At 41.3% G+C, this 17830-nt stretch carries 13 protein-coding genes; 8 read left to right on the forward strand and 5 right to left on the reverse strand.

The window, feature by feature from the left end; all coding sequences use genetic code 11:
- Positions 1–9 precede the first annotated feature (9 nt).
- The 4 genes from P2G54_RS03625 to P2G54_RS03640 all read left to right on the forward strand — a co-directional run bounded on the left by P2G54_RS03625 (position 10) and on the right by P2G54_RS03640 (position 4123).
- The gene (locus P2G54_RS03625; RefSeq protein WP_275868263.1) at positions 10–1359 is read left to right on the forward strand and encodes a DEAD/DEAH box helicase; all 1350 of its coding nucleotides are present in this window, start codon (positions 10–12) and stop codon (positions 1357–1359) included.
- Between the two features lie 188 nt (positions 1360–1547).
- Positions 1548–1787: a hypothetical protein gene (locus P2G54_RS03630; protein ID WP_275868265.1), complete on the forward strand. Its 240-nt coding sequence runs from the start codon at positions 1548–1550 to the stop codon at positions 1785–1787.
- 90 nt (positions 1788–1877) lie between these two features.
- Entirely contained in the window at positions 1878–2987 is a 1110-nt protein-coding gene (locus P2G54_RS03635; protein ID WP_275868266.1) for a DUF4221 family protein, read from the forward strand.
- Positions 2988–2989: 2 nt separating this feature from the next.
- The gene (locus tag P2G54_RS03640; RefSeq protein WP_275868268.1) at positions 2990–4123 is read left to right on the forward strand and encodes an alpha/beta fold hydrolase; all 1134 of its coding nucleotides are present in this window, start codon (positions 2990–2992) and stop codon (positions 4121–4123) included.
- 32 nt (positions 4124–4155) lie between these two features.
- Here the strand turns inward: P2G54_RS03640 and P2G54_RS03645 are convergent, their stop codons facing one another.
- Positions 4156–5652, reverse strand: a complete 1497-nt coding sequence (locus tag P2G54_RS03645) for a M28 family peptidase (RefSeq protein ID WP_275868270.1) — start codon at positions 5650–5652, stop codon at positions 4156–4158.
- 195 nt (positions 5653–5847) lie between these two features.
- Here P2G54_RS03645 and gcvP point away from each other — a divergent pair, with 195 nt between their 5' ends.
- Positions 5848–8730, forward strand: a complete 2883-nt coding sequence (gene gcvP, locus P2G54_RS03650; RefSeq protein ID WP_275868272.1) for an aminomethyl-transferring glycine dehydrogenase — start codon at positions 5848–5850, stop codon at positions 8728–8730.
- A gap of 56 nt (positions 8731–8786) precedes the next feature.
- Here gcvP and P2G54_RS03655 read toward each other — a convergent pair whose 3' ends face one another.
- The 3 genes from P2G54_RS03655 to P2G54_RS03665 form a co-directional block, all read right to left on the reverse strand.
- Entirely contained in the window at positions 8787–9230 is a 444-nt protein-coding gene (locus P2G54_RS03655; protein WP_275868273.1) for a DUF1569 domain-containing protein, read from the reverse strand.
- 109 nt (positions 9231–9339) lie between these two features.
- Complete coding sequence (locus tag P2G54_RS03660; RefSeq protein ID WP_275868276.1) at positions 9340–11724, reverse strand: ribonucleoside-diphosphate reductase subunit alpha; 2385 nt, start codon at positions 11722–11724, stop codon at positions 9340–9342.
- A gap of 36 nt (positions 11725–11760) precedes the next feature.
- Positions 11761–12741 (reverse strand): ribonucleoside-diphosphate reductase small subunit, encoded by a 981-nt coding sequence (locus tag P2G54_RS03665; protein WP_275868278.1) that lies wholly within the window; start codon positions 12739–12741, stop codon positions 11761–11763.
- A 588-nt stretch (positions 12742–13329) separates the two neighbouring features.
- On the opposite strand from P2G54_RS03665, the gene rplU reads away from it, so the two are divergent.
- From rplU to P2G54_RS03680, 3 genes are all read left to right on the forward strand, one after another.
- Positions 13330–13641 carry a 50S ribosomal protein L21 gene (gene rplU, locus P2G54_RS03670; RefSeq protein ID WP_275868279.1) on the forward strand — a complete coding sequence of 104 codons (312 nt, stop codon included), beginning with the start codon at positions 13330–13332 and terminating at the stop codon, positions 13639–13641.
- Between the two features lie 34 nt (positions 13642–13675).
- Entirely contained in the window at positions 13676–13936 is a 261-nt protein-coding gene (gene rpmA / locus P2G54_RS03675; RefSeq protein WP_275868281.1) for a 50S ribosomal protein L27, read from the forward strand.
- 154 nt (positions 13937–14090) lie between these two features.
- Complete coding sequence (locus tag P2G54_RS03680) at positions 14091–17156, forward strand: glycosyl hydrolase (RefSeq protein WP_275868283.1); 3066 nt, start codon at positions 14091–14093, stop codon at positions 17154–17156.
- A gap of 42 nt (positions 17157–17198) precedes the next feature.
- Here P2G54_RS03680 and P2G54_RS03685 read toward each other — a convergent pair whose 3' ends face one another.
- Positions 17199–17828, reverse strand: a complete 630-nt coding sequence (locus P2G54_RS03685; RefSeq protein ID WP_275868286.1) for a rhomboid family intramembrane serine protease — start codon at positions 17826–17828, stop codon at positions 17199–17201.
- Between the last annotated feature and the right edge of the window lie 2 nt (positions 17829–17830).

The following is a 17830-nucleotide window of genomic DNA, read 5'->3' on the forward strand; positions in this document are numbered from 1 at the left end:
TAATGAATCATGAGCAATGAGGCGGTAGGTTTTGATGTATTTAAGCTGAATCGGCAACTATTGGACGCAGTGACCGAGTCTGGCTATACCAATCCAACAACGATTCAGGAAAAAGCGATCCCTTTGGCGTTGGCTGGTCATGATGTTTTGGGAATTGCCCAGACAGGAACCGGGAAAACGGCAGCATATGTTCTGCCTTTACTGATGAAGGTAAAATACGCCCAGGGTACTTTGCCAAGGGCATTGGTCCTGGCACCCACTCGGGAGTTGGTCATGCAGATAGAGGAGGTTTGTCATCAATTGGGAAAATACACAGACCTAAGAATCGTAAGCCTTTATGGGGGAATTGGGCCGAAAACCCAAATAGAACAGATTGAGGCTGGGGTAGATCTTATCATTTCCACACCTGGACGCTTCATGGACCTTTACAAAAAAGGAGTAATTCTGACCAAGGAGCTTAAAACCATGGTTCTGGATGAGGCGGACAAAATGATGGATATGGGATTCATGCCTCAGATCCGGGCCATTTTGGAAGTTATACCGGTCAAGAGACAAAACCTGCTTTTCTCAGCGACTTTTGCACCTCGTGTCGAGGGACTTGCTGCGGAGTTTCTGGAATTTCCAGAAAGGGTGGAGGTGACTCCCTCAGCGACCACCGCAGAAACCATTGCCCAGGTCAAATACTTTGTGCCAAATATCCGGACCAAGCTTCACTTACTAGAGCATCTTCTACTGCTGGAGGAAGTGACCAGGGCTATAATTTTTACCCGAAGCAGAAAAAATGCCGAGGAGGTGTACCAATTTCTGTCCAGGAGCAAATTTGGCCAGGTGCGTGTCATCCATGCCAATAAGGGACAGAATACCCGGATCAATTCCATGGATGACTTCAAAGCCGGGGATGTCAGGATTTTGGTGGCAACTGATGTGGCTTCCCGTGGATTGGATGTGTCTATGGTTTCCCATGTGATCAATTTTGATGTGCCCTTGATTTATGAGGATTATGTCCACAGAATCGGGCGAACAGGCCGCGCTGAAAAGGAAGGAAAGGCGATCACTTTTATCAACCCCGCAGAAGCTTGGCATTTTGAAAAGATTGAACAATTAATCAGGATGGAGGTGCCTGAATTGGCAATTCCGAAACCGGTGACCATTACTGAAACTCCATTTGCTGAAAAGCAGATTTATGCCCGGGAACTGGATAAACTGAAACAGAAAGAAAATCCGGATTACAAAGGAGCTTTTCATGACAAGAAAGCCAGACCGAAAAAGAACATCGGCAAAGGAGAAAAAATCAAGGCGAGAAAGTCAGGAAATAAAAAGAACAGGAATCAGTTGAAGACTAAGAATAGGAAGAATTAATTAAAAAAAATTCTTCCTGATATTCAGTAATTTAAACTAACTAATTATTTTTTTTTTTTTTTTCTAAAATCACTTGCGAGTTCAAGAATTAGGCTTTAGTTTTAAAGATCAAGGTATTGGCCAATCACCGATTTTTCCCCGGAGTCAAAATGGCTTCGATAAGCGATGTTTTACTAAAATCAAACAAAATGAAAAAGACGATTTTAAAACTTGGAATTTTAGGCTTTAGCATTATCGGTGCATTTTTTATGAATGTTTCAGAAATTGAAGCCCAAGTCATTGGAGGCGAAGATGATGGTTGTCCTATGATAATGATGGGAATGGAATTTCCTTGTAAAAGGATTTGGTGTTCGACAACCATGTCTATGTCTGGGTGTGGGGCTGGTTATTCAACAAGCCAAGATTGCGATTCTTGGGCGAATTGTTGATCATCAAGAAACTAGAAAAAAATAAATAAAAAAAATAATTGAACAAGAAGCCGTCAGATTTGAATGACGGCTTCTTAATTAATAAAAATCATGAAAATTAACATTGGATTTTTTTTCTTTATTGTCTTGGTTTCATGTTCAAAATCAAAAAAACCAGATAACATTACTTTTGATAAAGATGAAATTGGGATTTCAATTAACTCAGAATACTTAAATTCCTATCAAGTACAATCATCCATTTCGAATGAAAAGGATCTAATTCTAGTAGGCTATAACGATAAAAGGCATAGCTTAGATTTTTTTAATCTGGATCAAGGTGAAGTTATAGTATCAAAAAAATTAGAGTTTGAGGGCCCAAACGGGATTGGTAAAATTGAGTCAATTTTTGTTCAATCTTCAGATTCCATTTTCGTCTACGAATTAGGTAAACTTCATCTTTTAAATGGTGATTTGAGTAAAAATCAATCTTGGGACCTATTTCAGATTTATGGCGAATTGAACTTCGGGATTCCACAGTGTAATTTTTATTTCAAATTATACTATGATTCAGAACGCCAATCTGTGTATTTTTTTATGAATAAAATGGGAGTTGACCCCAATGAGTTAGGTGATTTACCAATTATGACTTCCTTGAATTTGGAAACTACTGAGGTAGAGATATTGCCTATTTATCATTCAGAATATTTTAAATCTGTTGCGGGCCAGGTAGGATTTATGACATATTTGGGCTTTTACGGGAAGCTTGACAGTCAATTGATTTTCAATTATCAGTATGAGTCTTCAATTAACGCCTTCCATCTGGAGGATAAAAAACTGAGTAAAACCTCAAAGTCTGGATTAGAGGTAGTACCAACTATTCCTCGAACCAACGATCCTCAAGCCTATGATCAGCATGCCATTGAAAACCCACATTTTTTATCACCAATTCCTGATCCTTGGAGAAACTTGATTTACAGTATTGTTTGGGATAGCCCAGATGCTAATTCTTACAAAACCTACTTGGATAAAAGCCAGATTTTGAGAGTCTTTGATGAAAATTTAGAGCTAATCCAGACTGTCCCTCTTCCAGACCGCACTTACCAAATTAACAATTGGTTTGTCAATGAAAATGGACTTTATCTCAATAAAGCTCACCCAGGAGACTCTCTTTTAAATGAGGATTTTTTGATGTTTGACGTATTTAAGTTTAAAGTAAATTAATCATGAGTCTTTTTGGTTTCATATTCCTTTTATCTTTTGGTCATTCAGATTGGATAGAAGTTCCCTTGGATCATGAAGACCCCTATTCCATAAAAGTCAAAATTGAATATTCTATTCAACAACCTTTTGACTCTAAAAAGAAAACTATCATTACTCATGCTGATCCACTTGATGATTATTTAGGATTAGGTGACTTGATAGAATTGGAATTTACCGGATTCAATCTGATAAAAATCCATGGAAGGTATTCTTCCCCTTATTTGAACCAATTTATTGAAGAAAACACCGGTATAGAATCTGATAAAAAATATCTCTGGTTAAGTCGAGGTCAAATCATCAAAGATATAGAAGTGGTCCGAAAAGAAATTTTAGGGGATGATTCAGCAATTTTAATCGGGTTTGGAAGTGGTGCAGGCCTTATTCACTACTATCTTCATGAATTTCCAAATAATGTAGAAAAGATGGTTAGTTTAAATCCACTGCTTCTAGACATTCCAAAAAATCTAAGCTTTTGGGATCTTTTAGAAGGGTTTGATTCAATTTTCAAAGAATACTCAACTGATCAAATTGTAAGATTCTCAATTACATCTTCTGAACCTTACTTTTTTATGGACAAGCCTATTCGAGATAGTTTGCTAGAATCGAGAATTAAAGAATTTGTAAAAACTTCTTTTTCAGAAAGTCAAAAAGAAATAAGTCTAGGATTAGAAGCAAGAGCTTTTGAGCATTATTTGGATATTGGAATCTATGATTTAGGGCTATTTGGCCATTTTTTGGGCTTACTCTCTTCAAGTCTAAGATCGAATACAATGTCTTTGGAATACTTCAACGGGACAAATTACGATCGTGGAAAAGCATATTCCTCCAAAATAATTTTGGTGGGTGGGGTTTACAATTTGCTTTTAGACCCTAAATCATTTGATGTTATTGGAGAGTTTTACCCCAATGCTTCTGTACATTACCTTAGAGATGGGTATGATTTTTCGGAAACTCGAAAGCGCAGAATATGGGAAGCATTGATTTCTAGTTTATGCTCAGATGATGTTTCGACTAAGATTGAAATGTTTAAGTTATTGCAAGAACATGAATTACTATTTCAGGAAAAAAATTACAATTCTATCCGAGTAGGAAAGTAAAAAAGGGTCTCAGCTGAGACCCTTTTCCAATCTTATCGCTCTCCTCGAGTGTTCGTTCCATCTACTCGAGTTCGCTTTTCTCTATTTGCCAGATCCCAAGCTGTGTGGAAAATCAAATGCGCCCGCTTAGTCATCAGTGGGAATTCGATTTTATCAACTGTATCTGTCACCTGATGGTAATCATCGTGAACTCCGTTGAAGAAGAAGATCACCGGAATATCGAACTTCGCAAAGTTATAATGATCTGATCTGTAGTAGAATCTGTTTGGATCATCTTCAGCATCATAGCGATAGTCCAAAATCAAGTCCGTATAGGTGATGTTGTTATACTCGTTGATTTTTTTCAAATCGGTAGAAAGCATCTCCGAACCGATCACATAGACATAGTCCTTGTTTTCTGCATCCTGGTATTCATAATCAATACGACCCACCATGTCAATATTGATGTTATTTACAGTATTGGCGATTGGGAAGATTGGGTTTTCGGAATAATACTGAGAACCCAACAATCCTTTTTCTTCACCTGTCACATTCAAAAACAGGATAGATCTTCTTGGTCGATTGCCTTCTTTAGCGGCAGTAGCAAAAGCTTGCGCAATTTCCATCACAGAAACAGTTCCCGAACCGTCATCATCTGCTCCGTTGAATATTTCCCCTGTGGAGCTAACGCCTACGTGGTCGTAGTGTGAGGAAATAACCAAGACCTCATCCTTCTTGTCAGTTCCTTCTAAGAAGCCCATTACGTTGTATGCTTCAACAGGAGTCACAGTTTTTTGAACATGGAATGAAGCTTTTTGGGATTTGATGGACTCAGGGTTGGATTTTGCAGCCTCTTTCAAATCTTCTACTGGAGTTCCGAAAAGTTGCCCCATTTTTTCAGAGCTGACCATGTAGATGGGTCTTTGTTCGGTTTCTCTCTCAAAACCGATTCTTCCTTTTCCTGCAAGAGTCTTGGATCGATTGGCGATTCGGTCAAAGTTGGCCTGACCTTCCATGCTTACAATCACAATACCCGCTGCACCGGCATCCATTACTTTTCCCACTAGGCCGTTACTTCTTTGGCCCACGGCCCAGATTCCGACCAGCTTGTCTTTCACATCAACTTTAGCCAGGTTTTCATCATTGACCAAGCCGAGGAAAACCAATTCTGTTTTAACAGCTTTTTTCATGTCGCCGTCACCGTTGAATACAAAGTCTTCGTTTTCTGCCAACTTCGTTTTTCCAATCTGGAGAGTCACTTTTTCATATCGGGTGCTGACCAAAGGAACCTTTTGGAAATAGCTTCCATCAACTGGTCCAGCCAGACCGAGTTCTTTGTAAAAGTCAGCCAGATAATTGGCGGCGATTAATCCTTCTTCAGACCCGGTATCTCTTCCTCTCATTTCATCGGATGCGAGAAATGTAAGGTATTCTTTGAGGTCTTCAGCCGTAATGGTGTTGGCGTATTTTACTTGTGTTGGGTTTTGCGCTAATGAGGTCCACGCCAGACCCAGTGCAAGCGCTCCTGTTAATAAAAGTCCTTTTTTCATTGATTTGGGTTTTACAGAGGCTAAACTTATATAATTTTTCAACCCATACATCAACCGCTTGTAAATATTGCTGCAAGGCCGGGTAAATATTTGAAAGGATCAAAAGTATTATACTTCAATAAATTGTACCTTTGCACCCGGAAATTAATCGTGTTTCTTAACCCAAATATTCATTAAAGCTTCCCCATATCCTATATGAAGATTAACCTTTCTAATGCTGTCAAATTTGAGAGCAGACACAATGGCCCGACAGAAGCAGAAATCGCGGTGATGTTGAAGAAAATCGGAGCCTCTTCCCTAGAGGAATTGATCAATCAAACTGTACCCGAATCCATTCAACTGGAAAGACCTCTGAATTTGCCCCCGGCGAAACTGGAGTCTGAGTTCTTGAAAGACTTCAAAAAGCTTGCGTCCAAAAACAAGGTTTTCAAATCCTTCATTGGAATGGGCTATTACGACACCATGGTTCCAAGGGTGGTTTTGAGAAATGTACTGGAAAATCCGGGGTGGTATACGGCTTATACTCCCTACCAGGCTGAAATCGCGCAGGGTAGATTGGAAGCTTTGATTAATTTCCAGACCGTAGTAATGGATTTGACAGGCATGGAGCTAGCCAATGCATCCTTGTTGGATGAGGGAACAGCTGCCGCAGAAGCCATGACTATGCTACACTCGGTGAAATCAAGAGAAAAAAAGACTGCGAATAAATTTTTTGTTGATGAGAAGGTTTTTCCTCAGACGAAAGCAGTTTTGATTACCCGGGCAGAGCCTATCGGAATTGATTTGGTATTTGGGCCGATTGCTGAACTGGACCTAACTGACCCGGAACTTTACGGGGTGATGTTCCAGTACCCAGACAGTGACGGAGCTGTAAGAGATTATTCATCGCTGATCGCCTCAGCTAAAGAGAATAAAGTACTGACAGCCTTTGCGGCAGATTTGTTAGCGCTGACCATTTTGACCCCTCCGGGTGAAATGGGAGCGGATGTAGTTATAGGTTCTTCTCAAAGATTTGGTGTGCCAATGGGTTATGGTGGACCGCATGCTGGGTATTTTGCCACCAAGGACGAATACAAGAGACAGATTCCGGGAAGAATCATCGGGGTATCTGTAGACCGAGCTGGAAACAAGGCTTATCGAATGGCTTTGCAGACCAGAGAGCAGCACATCAAGAGAGAAAAAGCTACTTCCAATATTTGTACCGCTCAGGTTCTTTTAGCGGTAATGTCCAGTTTCTATGCAATTTACCATGGTCCAGAAGGCCTGAAAAATATGGCTTTGCGTACCCATGGTCTTGCAAAGTTGACCGCTCAGGTTCTTCAGGAAATGGGCTTCAAAACAAGTGAAGAAGCTTATTTTGATACCATCAAAATTAAAATGAATGCAGTGTCTCAGGAAAGAGTAAAAGGATTGGCTCTTGCTTCTGAGATGAACTTCCGATATGAAGAAGGAAATATTTTCATCTCCTTCGACGAGACCAAGACTTTGGAAGATGTTGCTGAGATCGTGAAGATTTTCGCTGTTTCCAAAGGGATTACTGTTCCAAGTCTGGATGAGAAAGTTTCTGCTTTGGAGCTTAATTTTCCTGAGACCTTGGTTCGAAAGTCTGACTATCTGACTCACCCTGTATTCAACGAGTACCACAGCGAACATGAAATGCTTCGCTACATCAAGCGATTGGAAGCAAAAGATCTTTCTTTGGTTCATTCCATGATTTCCTTGGGTTCTTGTACCATGAAATTGAATGCGACAGCTGAAATGATTCCAGTCACCTGGCCTGAATTTGGTCAGATTCACCCATTTGCTCCTTTGGATCAGGCTTTGGGTTATCAGGAATTGTTCCAAAATCTGAGAACTTGGTTGACCGAGATTACCGGATTTGCAGATACTTCCCTTCAGCCAAATTCCGGTGCGCAGGGTGAATATGCAGGACTGATGGTGATCCGTGCTTACCATATCAGCAGAGGGGAAGGGCACAGAAATGTGGCTTTGATCCCAACTTCCGCCCATGGCACCAACCCAGCTTCAGCCGTAATGGCAGGAATGAAGGTTGTCTTGGTGAAGTGTGATGAAAAAGGAAATATTGATCTGGATGACCTTAAAGCAAAAGCAGCAGAGAATGCCAGTAATCTTTCTGCTCTTATGGTGACTTACCCATCCACTCACGGGGTGTTTGAGGAAGCAATTCAGGAAATTTGCGCCACTATCCATGAGCACGGTGGTCAAGTATATATGGATGGAGCTAATATGAATGCTCAGGTAGGATTGACTTCTCCGGGTAGAATCGGAGCAGACGTTTGTCACCTCAATCTCCATAAGACCTTCTGTATTCCTCACGGTGGAGGCGGACCTGGTATGGGACCAATTTGTGTGGCTTCACACTTGGCTCCATTCTTACCTGGAAATCCAATTGTCAAAACGGGTGGTGAGCATGCAGTGTCTTCTATCTCTGCCGCTCCTTATGGAAGTGCGAGCATTTTGCCTATCTCCTATGCCTATATCAACATGATGGGTGGGGACGGGTTGACCAATGCCACCAAAATGGCCATCCTCAATGCCAACTACATTAAAGAAAGACTTTCTGAGCATTATCCCATCCTTTATACAGGATCCAAAGGTCGTGCTGCACACGAGATGATCGTGGATTGTAGAGGCTTCAAGGAATTTGGTGTCGAAGTGGAGGATATTGCCAAGCGATTGATGGATTATGGATTCCATGCACCCACTGTTTCTTTCCCTGTGGCGGGTACCTTGATGATCGAGCCTACTGAATCAGAGACTAAGGCTGAGTTGGATAGATTCTGTGATGCCTTGATCTCTATCAGAGCCGAAATCCAGGAGATTGAAAATGGAAGTGCAGATAAAGAGAACAATGTTTTGAAAAATGCTCCTCACACCGCTGCTATGGTAATGGATGAGGGCTGGGATCTTCCTTACACAAGAGAGAAAGCGGTGTTCCCATTGAGCTATGTGAAAGACCATAAATTCTGGCCTTCCGTGAGAAGAATAGACTCTGCTTATGGAGACAGAAACTTGGTGTGTAGCTGTATTCCAGTAGAAGAATATGAAAATGCATAAGTGGGTTTACTTATGTCAATTGATAAAAAAGGTCTCAAATTTGAGACCTTTTTTTATTACCAAATTCCAAACTGATTGAAATGATGCTGAAAATGCTTGTGGTGAAAAAGCTCCCATTCCATATGGTTTAAATATCCAAAGCGGGGATGGATGGTTTTGAGTTTTGTGTTGTTCCAATAGGTGGTATTGTACTCCTCGATGGCTTGGAGTAATTTGGTCTTGGCCGTTTCCAGATCCGGGAACCGGAGGGGAGGCAAGCCGCTCTCGCTGCCTTTCATCTTGATTCCTTTGGGAAATTCCATATCTGTGTGCAGTAATTTCCGCTTCATTTCCAGCTGGGCTTCATTAGGCTCAAACTCTGGAATCTGGATTCTTCCGGAAGAAAGTTTAAGAGTTAGGGTTAAATGCTCCACCATGTGTTGCGGAGTCATCTCTCCAAATTGAGCGCTGGATTTTTCGTTTAGCTTCTCCAGTTTTTCTTTAAAATAATTAATATCCATGGTGATTTTTCATTTAAGCTACTTATACGAGAGCATTTTTGTTGCATTTGGGTAAAAAAAAAGCGCTGGGAAACCCAAACGCTTTTTTGAATTGACGAACTCTAAAATTTTAACTTCCGCACATTTCGCAGTTGTCCGGATCGTCCAGTGAACATGCGATTGCATCTTGTTTTTGTGCCTTGGCCTGCAGTTCGTCAGCTTTTGGCTCCAAAGCACTTTTGTCCAATGTGAATTTGATAGCAGAGGCAGCAGCCTGAGATCTGAGGTAGTACATACCGGTCTTCAGACCTTTCTTCCAAGCGTAGAAGTGCATGGAGGTGAGTTTCCCGAAGTTAGGATCCTGCATGAACACGTTCATACTCTGAGACTGGCAAATGTATGCTCCACGGTCCGCAGCCATGTCGATGATAATCTTTTGGGAAATCTCCCAAACGGTTTTGTAAATATCCTTGATGTGCTGAGGAATACCTGGAACAGACTGTACAGAACCATTGGTAGCGATAAGTCGGTTTCTCATGGTGTCATTCCACAAACCAAGTTGGATCAGGTCCTTCATCAAGTGCTTGTTTACTACAATAAATTCACCGGAAAGAGTTCTTCTTGTGTAGATATTGGAAGTATAAGGTTCAAAGCATTCATTGTTTCCAAGAATCTGAGAAGTGGAAGCTGTAGGCATAGGAGCTACTAGCAGAGAGTTTCTAACTCCATACTTAACCACTTTTTCTTTCAAGTCTGTCCAATTCCATCTGCCGGATTTTGGAGTTACTCCCCACATGTCGAACTGGAATATTCCCTTTGAAGTCGGCGAACCTTCATAGGTTTCGTAAGTTCCCTGTACTTTGGCAAGCTCCATGGAAGTTTCCATAGCAGCAAAGTAGATGGTTTCAAAGATGTCCTCGTTCAGTCCTTTAGCTTCTGGGGAATCAAATGGCATTCGAAGCATGATGAAAGTATCCGCTAGCCCTTGAATTCCCAAGCCGATAGGTCTGTGGCGGAAGTTGGATCTTTTAGCTTCTTCTACTGGATAGTAGTTGACATCAATTACCTTGTTGAGGTTTCGGGTAGCAACTTTGGTGATTTCATAAAGCTTCTGATGGTCAAAGAAAAGCTTGCCATCTGGCCCTTGGGATACAAATTTTGGCAATGCAAGTGAGGCCAGATTACAAACTGCAACTTCGTCCGGTGCAGTGTACTCAATGATTTCAGTACAAAGGTTGGAAGACTTGATGGTTCCCAGGTTTTTCTGGTTGGATTTACCGTTTGCGGAATCTTTATACAGCATGTATGGAGTCCCAGTCTCAATCTGAGATTCGAGTACTTCGAACCAAAGCTCCTGAGCCTTTACAGTCTCTCTTGCTTTTCCTTCACGCTCATATTTTTCATACAGTCTTTCAAATTCTTCACCGTAGCAATCGGAAAGTCCAGGTGCTTCATTCGGACAGAAAAGAGACCAATCTTCATTTCTTTCTACACGCTTCATGAAAAGGTCCGGAATCCACAATGCATAGAATAGATCTCTTGCACGCATTTCCTCTTTCCCGTGATTTCTTTTCAGTTCGAGGAAGTCTTTGATATCCGCATGCCAAGGCTCCAAGTAGATAGCGAAAGATCCTTTTCGCTTACCTCCACCCTGATCCACGTAGCGGGCAGTCATGTCGAAGTTTCTCAACATTGGCACGATACCGTTGGATACGCCATTGGTACCTTTGATGTAGGAGCCTTTGGCACGTACATGGTGGATAGACAACCCGATACCTCCTGCAGACTGAGAGATTTTAGCACACTGCTTTAGCGTGTCATAGATCCCGTCAATACTATCATCCTTCATGGTCAGTAGGAAGCAGGAGGAAAGTTGTGGCTTTGGTGTTCCCGCGTTGAATAGGGTAGGGGTAGCATGAGTAAACCACTTCTCGGAAAGCAAGTTGTAGGTTTCGATGGCAGAATCAATATCCTCCTTGTGAATACCAACAGCCACGCGCATCAACATATGTTGAGGCCTTTCTACCACTTTTCCATCAAGACGGATCAGATAACTTCTTTCCAGTGTTTTATAGCCGAAGTAGTCATAGCCGAAATCCCTCTTGTAATCTATAGTCTCGTCAAGTTTGGCTGCATTCTTTTTGATGATTCCATAGACTTCCGGATCAATCAAGGCAGCGTTTTCACCCGTAATCGGATTGACATAAGTGTACAGTCTTTTCATAGTATTTGAAAAAGACTGGCTAGTAGTTTTGTGAAGATTGGAAATAGCAATTCGGGCTGCAAGGATTGCATAGTCTGGATGTTTGACTGTCAGTGAAGCGCAAACTTCCGCAGCCAGGTTATCCAGCTCTGAGGTTGTCACGCCGTCATACAATCCATCGATTACCTTTTTGGCAACCTCTATAGGTTGGATGAACTTAGGGTCCAGTTCATAGCAAAGGTTTTCAATCCTTGTTGTGATTTTGTCGAATCTTACCGACTCTCGTCTTCCGTCTCTTTTTATTACTAGCATATTCAGGTAAGGTTAATTGGTTGGGTAAAGTGGTTATTAAAAATCTTCTCCCATGGAGAATCTTGGGGTCGAATCTGAAGTGTCTGCGGATTTCATAACTCCGGCTTTCTGGTAATCACCAACTCGCTTCTCGAAGAAGTTGGTTTTGCCCTGAAGAGAAATCATGTCCATGAAATCGAATGGGTTGGTACTGTTCCAAACTTTTTCGCAGCCCAATTCAACCAACAGGCGGTCAGCAACAAATTCGATGTATTGGCACATGAGGTCAGAATTCATACCAATTAGTCTTACTGGAAGGGCATCGGTTACGAATTCTTTTTCGATGGCAACTGCATCCATAATTATTTCCCGGACAGTTTGCTTAGGAAGCGGGTTAACCACATGATTTGTGTACAGGTGGCAGGCAAAATCACAGTGAAGTCCTTCGTCTCTTGATATTAGTTCATTGGAGAAGGTCAAGCCAGGCATCAGGCCTCTTTTCTTCAACCAGAAAATAGAGCAGAAAGAACCTGAGAAGAAAATGCCTTCCACAGCTGCGAATGCAATCAATCTTTCTTGAAAAGAACCATTGTCAATCCAGCGCAAAGCCCATTCAGCTTTTCTTTTCACGCAGTCGATGTGTTCTATGGCGTTGAGCAGTCGGTCTCTTTCGACAGCATCCTTGATATAGGTATCAATTAGGAGGCTATATGTTTCTGAGTGGATGTTTTCCATGGCAATTTGAAAACCATAGAAAAATTTTGCTTCGGTATACTGAACCTCTGCTACAAAGTGCTCTGCAAGATTTTCATTTACGATCCCGTCACTGGCTGCAAAAAAGGCCAACACGTGTGAGATAAAATGTCTTTCCCCGTCATTTAGGTTTTTCCAGTCTCTCATATCCTGACCGAGATCGATTTCTTCGGCAGTCCAGAAACTAGCTTCTGCTTTCTTATAAAATTGCCAGATATCTGTGTGTTGAATAGGGAATAAAACAAAGCGATTCTTGTTCTCAACTAAAATCGGTTCTTCTTGCATCGTACTCTTTGGTTTATTTGGTTTCAGTTTTAAAATGGTTTGATTCAGAGAGATAACTTTGAAATCAAGCACCAGTTGGAGACTAAAAGCAACCCAGCGATGGTTGCCTTTGAACAAATATGTGAACCAAAAAGCAGAAATAAAACCCTGGATTTGGCGTTTTAGGGTAGTTTTTGAATAAAAGTCAAAAAAACAATAAGATTCAATAAATCAATAAATTAAAGACTCATACAAAAAGTATAAGATTAATTAAAATGGCTGATTTTAGAGGTTTTAAATTTTTTGAGAAATTTCAAAAAAAATAAATTCAACAGAATTCAAAGATTTTTTGACCGTCGTTCAGCTTGATGAGATTTTATTATACTCATTTAAATCCCTGAATTTCAGTATTTATTCAGACTTCACTCTCACTTGATACATTTGGTATTATCTAGATTTGAGGGCTGGAAACGAGTAACTGCAAATCTCTTCAATAAGTCATTATAATCCCATGAAAGAAGTTAGGATTATTTTCAGAGGCTGTTTTTTTGTTCCGATACTCTTCCTTATATTTGCACTCCGATTTTGTTAAAGAATCTTTAGAAACACATGTACGCAATTGTAAACATCGCTGGTAAGCAGTTCAAAGTAACAAAAGATCAGTTCGTCTACGCTCCTAAATTGGACGTAGAGGCTGGCGCTTCCGTGGAATTTGACCAAGTACTGTTGGCTGAAGCTGACGGTAATGTGTCTGTAGGTGCACCTGTGATCGCAGGAGCCAAGGTGTCCGGAAAAGTTCTGGATCATGTAAAAGGTGACAAAGTAATCGTCTTCAAGAAGAAGCGTAGAAAAGGCTACAAAAAGAAGAACGGTCACAGACAGGATTTCAGCAAAGTATTGATCGAAAATATTACACTGTAAGTTTTCTTTTTGAAAACCATAAACGAATAAAACCATGGCACACAAAAAAGGTGTAGGTAGTTCCAAAAACGGTAGAGAGTCACATTCCAAAAGATTGGGTGTGAAAAAATTTGGTGGCGAAGCAGTTATCGCCGGAAATATCATTGTTAGACAAAGAGGTACCAAGCATCATGCGGGTAACAACGTGGGTGTTGGTAAGGATCATACTCTGTTTGCTTTGGCAGACGGTGTTGTGACCTTCAAGAAAAAGTCTGACGGCAAGTCATACGTGAGCGTATTGCCAGCTGAAGCTTAAGCTTCCAAAACCTATTCAAGAGCCTCTTCCATTCGGAAGAGGCTTTTTTTTTGCTCGCCAGGAAGTATATAGACCATTGATCAATTTTTTGCGCATAGATCAAAAGACATCATCTAATTTTTTAACTTCAACCAACCACCAAATTAAATTCCATATGAAAAACAGAATATACCTGGGTTTTTTGGGGCTGTTGTGCTGTCTAATTTTACAAAACAATCCAAGCCAAGCCCAACAGGTACCAGACCCAAAAATTTATGAGGCCTTAAAATGGCGATCCATTGGTCCTTTCCGTGGAGGCCGGGCTGATGCCGTAACAGGTGTTTCGGGCTCAGACCATACGTATTATTTCGGCTCTACAGGAGGTGGAGTTTGGAAAACAGTTGACTCGGGTATTACCTGGAAACCCGTATCCGATGGTTACTTTGGAGGATCCATTGGAGCTGTGGCAGTTTCCCAAAGTGATACCAGTGTTGTATATGCTGGAGGAGGGGAATATACCGTAAGAGGCAATGTTTCTTTCGGATATGGAGTTTGGAAAAGTAAAGATGCCGGAAAATCATGGGAAAGAGCAGGTCTTGACAAAAGCCGTTTTGTGGCAAGGTTGAAAATTCATCCTACCAACCCTGAAGTGGTTTATGCTGCTGTTTTGGGAGATATCTTCAAGCCAAATGAAGAGAGAGGTGTTTATAAGTCTACAGATGGAGGAGCCAATTGGGACAAGGTGCTTTTCGTATCTGACATAGCCGGGGCCATTGATTTGGTTTTGGATCCAAATGATCCTGAGACATTGTATGCGACTACCTGGGAGTTAAAAAGAACTCCCTATTCATTAGAAAGTGGGGGGCCTGGCTCCAAAATGTTTAAATCCACCGATGGAGGTAAAACTTGGGAGGATTTGACCAAGAAGGAGGGCTTCCCTACAGGAGTATTGGGAATCATGGGAATCGATGTTTCTCCATTAAATTCCAATAAGGTATTTGCAATCATTGAAAATGAGAACGGAGGAGTTTTCGTATCTGAAGATGCTGGAGAGACTTGGACTAAAACCAATGAAGACAGAAATCTGAGACAAAGAGCTTGGTACTATTCAAGAATTTTTGCTGATCCTCAGGATGAGGAAACAGTTTATGTACTGAATGTCAGCTATCATAAGTCAACTGATGGAGGAAAGACTTTCACTAGTGCAAATGCGCCTCATGGTGACCATCATGATTTATGGATAGACCCTAACAATAATCAAAGAATGGTGATTGCAGATGATGGTGGAGCCCAGGTATCTGAAGATGGGGGAAAAACCTGGTCGACCTACTACAATCAGCCAACCGCACAGTTTTATAGAGTAATCACCGATAATTCTTTTCCGTATAGGATTTACGGTGCTCAGCAAGACAATTCCACATTAAGAATCCGTCACAGAAAAGATGGAATGGGAGGGATATCAGAAAGCGACTGGGAAGAATCTGCCGGGGGAGAGTCAGGATGGTTGGCCCCAGACCCTGATAATAACGACATTGTATACGGAGGTTCTTATGGCGGCTTGTTGATTCGCTTAGATCATGACAAAGGTATAGCCAGAAATGTCAATGTTTGGCCTGACAATCCTATGGGACATGGAGCTGAGGGAATGAAATATAGATTCCAATGGAACTTTCCGATCTTCTTCTCTCCTCATGATTCCGATTTGATCTATACCGCAAGTAATCAGCTTCACAGATCGACCAATGAAGGACAAAGCTGGGAGGTTGTTTCTCCCGATTTGACCAGAAATGACAGGAGTAAATTGGGGCCTTCAGGTGGACCGATCACTAAGGACAATACCTCTGTCGAATATTATGCGACCATTTTTACTGCAGCAGAATCTCCGCTGAAAAAAGGTGTAATCTGGGCAGGTTCAGATGATGGGCTGGTGCATGTGACTACTGATAACGGTGTGACTTGGAATAATGTAACACCCAAGGATATGCCTGAGTGGTTACAGATCAACAGTATTGAAGCAAGTCCATATGATGCAGGAGAAGCCTATTTTGCTGCAACCGGTTATAAAAGCGGAAACTATGAGCCTTATCTTTATAAGACAAAGGACTACGGAAAAACTTGGACTAAGATTACTTCAGGGATAGATCCGGAGCATTTCACCAGAGTGATTCGGGTAGACCCTGTGAAGAAGGGAATGCTCTATGCGGGTACAGAAACTGGGATGTACTACTCTAAGGATGACGGAGCTAGCTGGCATTCTCTTCAGATGAACCTTCCTATTGTTCCTATTACGGATTTGGCTGTGAAAGACAATAACCTGATTGCGGCTACACAAGGAAGATCCTTCTGGATTATTGATGACCTGACAGTACTGCATCAAGTAGAGCCTGGAATTGAAAACAAAAACCTTCATCTATTTAAACCCCAAGACTCTTATAGAATCGATGGAGTAAGTAGAAAATCTAACACCGAAGGAACCAATCGTGCAGGAGGTGTTTTAGTTTATTATTTCTTGAAAGAGAAGCCGAAGGATGAACTGAAAATCGAATTTCTTGATAGCAGAAACAATGTTTTAAGAACTTTCTCTACGAAAGGTTATCTAGGAGATACCTTGAAGGTGAAAGCTGGAAGTAATGAGTTCAACTGGAATCTTAGAGTGGAAGATGCAGAAGGTTTTGATGGACTGATCATGTGGGCAGGAAGCCTAAGAGGTCCGGCTGTCGTTCCGGGAGACTATAAAGTGAAAATGACTTTGGATGGCGAAACTCAGGTTCAGGACTTCAAAGTATTGGCTGATCCTCGCTATGGAACATCCCAGGCTGATTTGGAAAAGCAATTTGAGTTCTTGATGAAAGTCAATCGAAAATTGACCGAGACACATCAAACCATCAAATTGATCCGACAATATCGAGAAGCATTGGATAGCTTGGAAACTAAACCGGCAAATCTGGAGCAGATCAAAGCCGAAATGAAAAGTATAGAAGAAGAACTATACCAAACCAAAAACAGCAGTCGCCAAGATCCATTGAATTTCCCGATCAGGCTCAATAACAAGCTAGCTCATCTCAACAATGTGGTGGGAAGCGGAGATTATCCGCCAACCTACCAATCAGAGCAGGTAAGAGGTGAAATTACAGAATTGATTGATGTGCAATTGGCCAAGTTTAAAAAGCTGGAACAAGAGCAAATATCCAAAGTCCTCAATATTGATGAAATGAGGACGAAGTTGGATATCAAGAAATAATGTCAAAAAAAGAGCCTTCTGATTTAGAAGGCTCTTTTTTCATCAAAACGGTCTATAACTTTTAATCTGTTCCAGGAAGTGGATCGCACTATCAGGCGACAGAATCAAAATGAATATCATTCCGAAAATAGCCCCGAAAAGATGGGCATCATGGTTGATCCCGTCATTTTCATTTTTCCCTTTTACATAGGAATAAATCAAAAACAATCCCCCAAGGATAAATCCCGGAAGGCAAATGATTCCGAATAGGCAAATGTCTGCCAAAGGTAAAATGATAATACTTGCAAAAACCGTTGCCGCAGTTCCTCCGGAGGCTCCCAGTGCTCTGTAGTAGCTGTTGTCCCGATTTTTGAGATAGGTGGGAATATCAGAAAGAATTATGCCTGCGATATAAAAGAGCACAAAAGTCAATCCTCCGGTCAAAACTCCGAGTTTGTAGCTCAGGTACTGCTCAACCACTCTTCCAAAGAAGTAGAAGGTGAACATATTAAAAAGGAGATGGATGTAATCCTTATGGATAAATCCGGAAAGCACAAAACGGTCCCATTGTCCCCGGTGTTTGATTTTATAAGGAATGAACATCCAGCGCTCTATAAAGCTAAGGTTGTTAAATCCATAAAAACTACTGATCACTGTTACCAGAATCAGCATGACGGTGATGGAAATGCCCATGA

The sequence above is a fragment of the Algoriphagus sp. CAU 1675 genome (assembly GCF_029222925.1).
Taxonomy (GTDB): domain Bacteria; phylum Bacteroidota; class Bacteroidia; order Cytophagales; family Cyclobacteriaceae; genus Algoriphagus.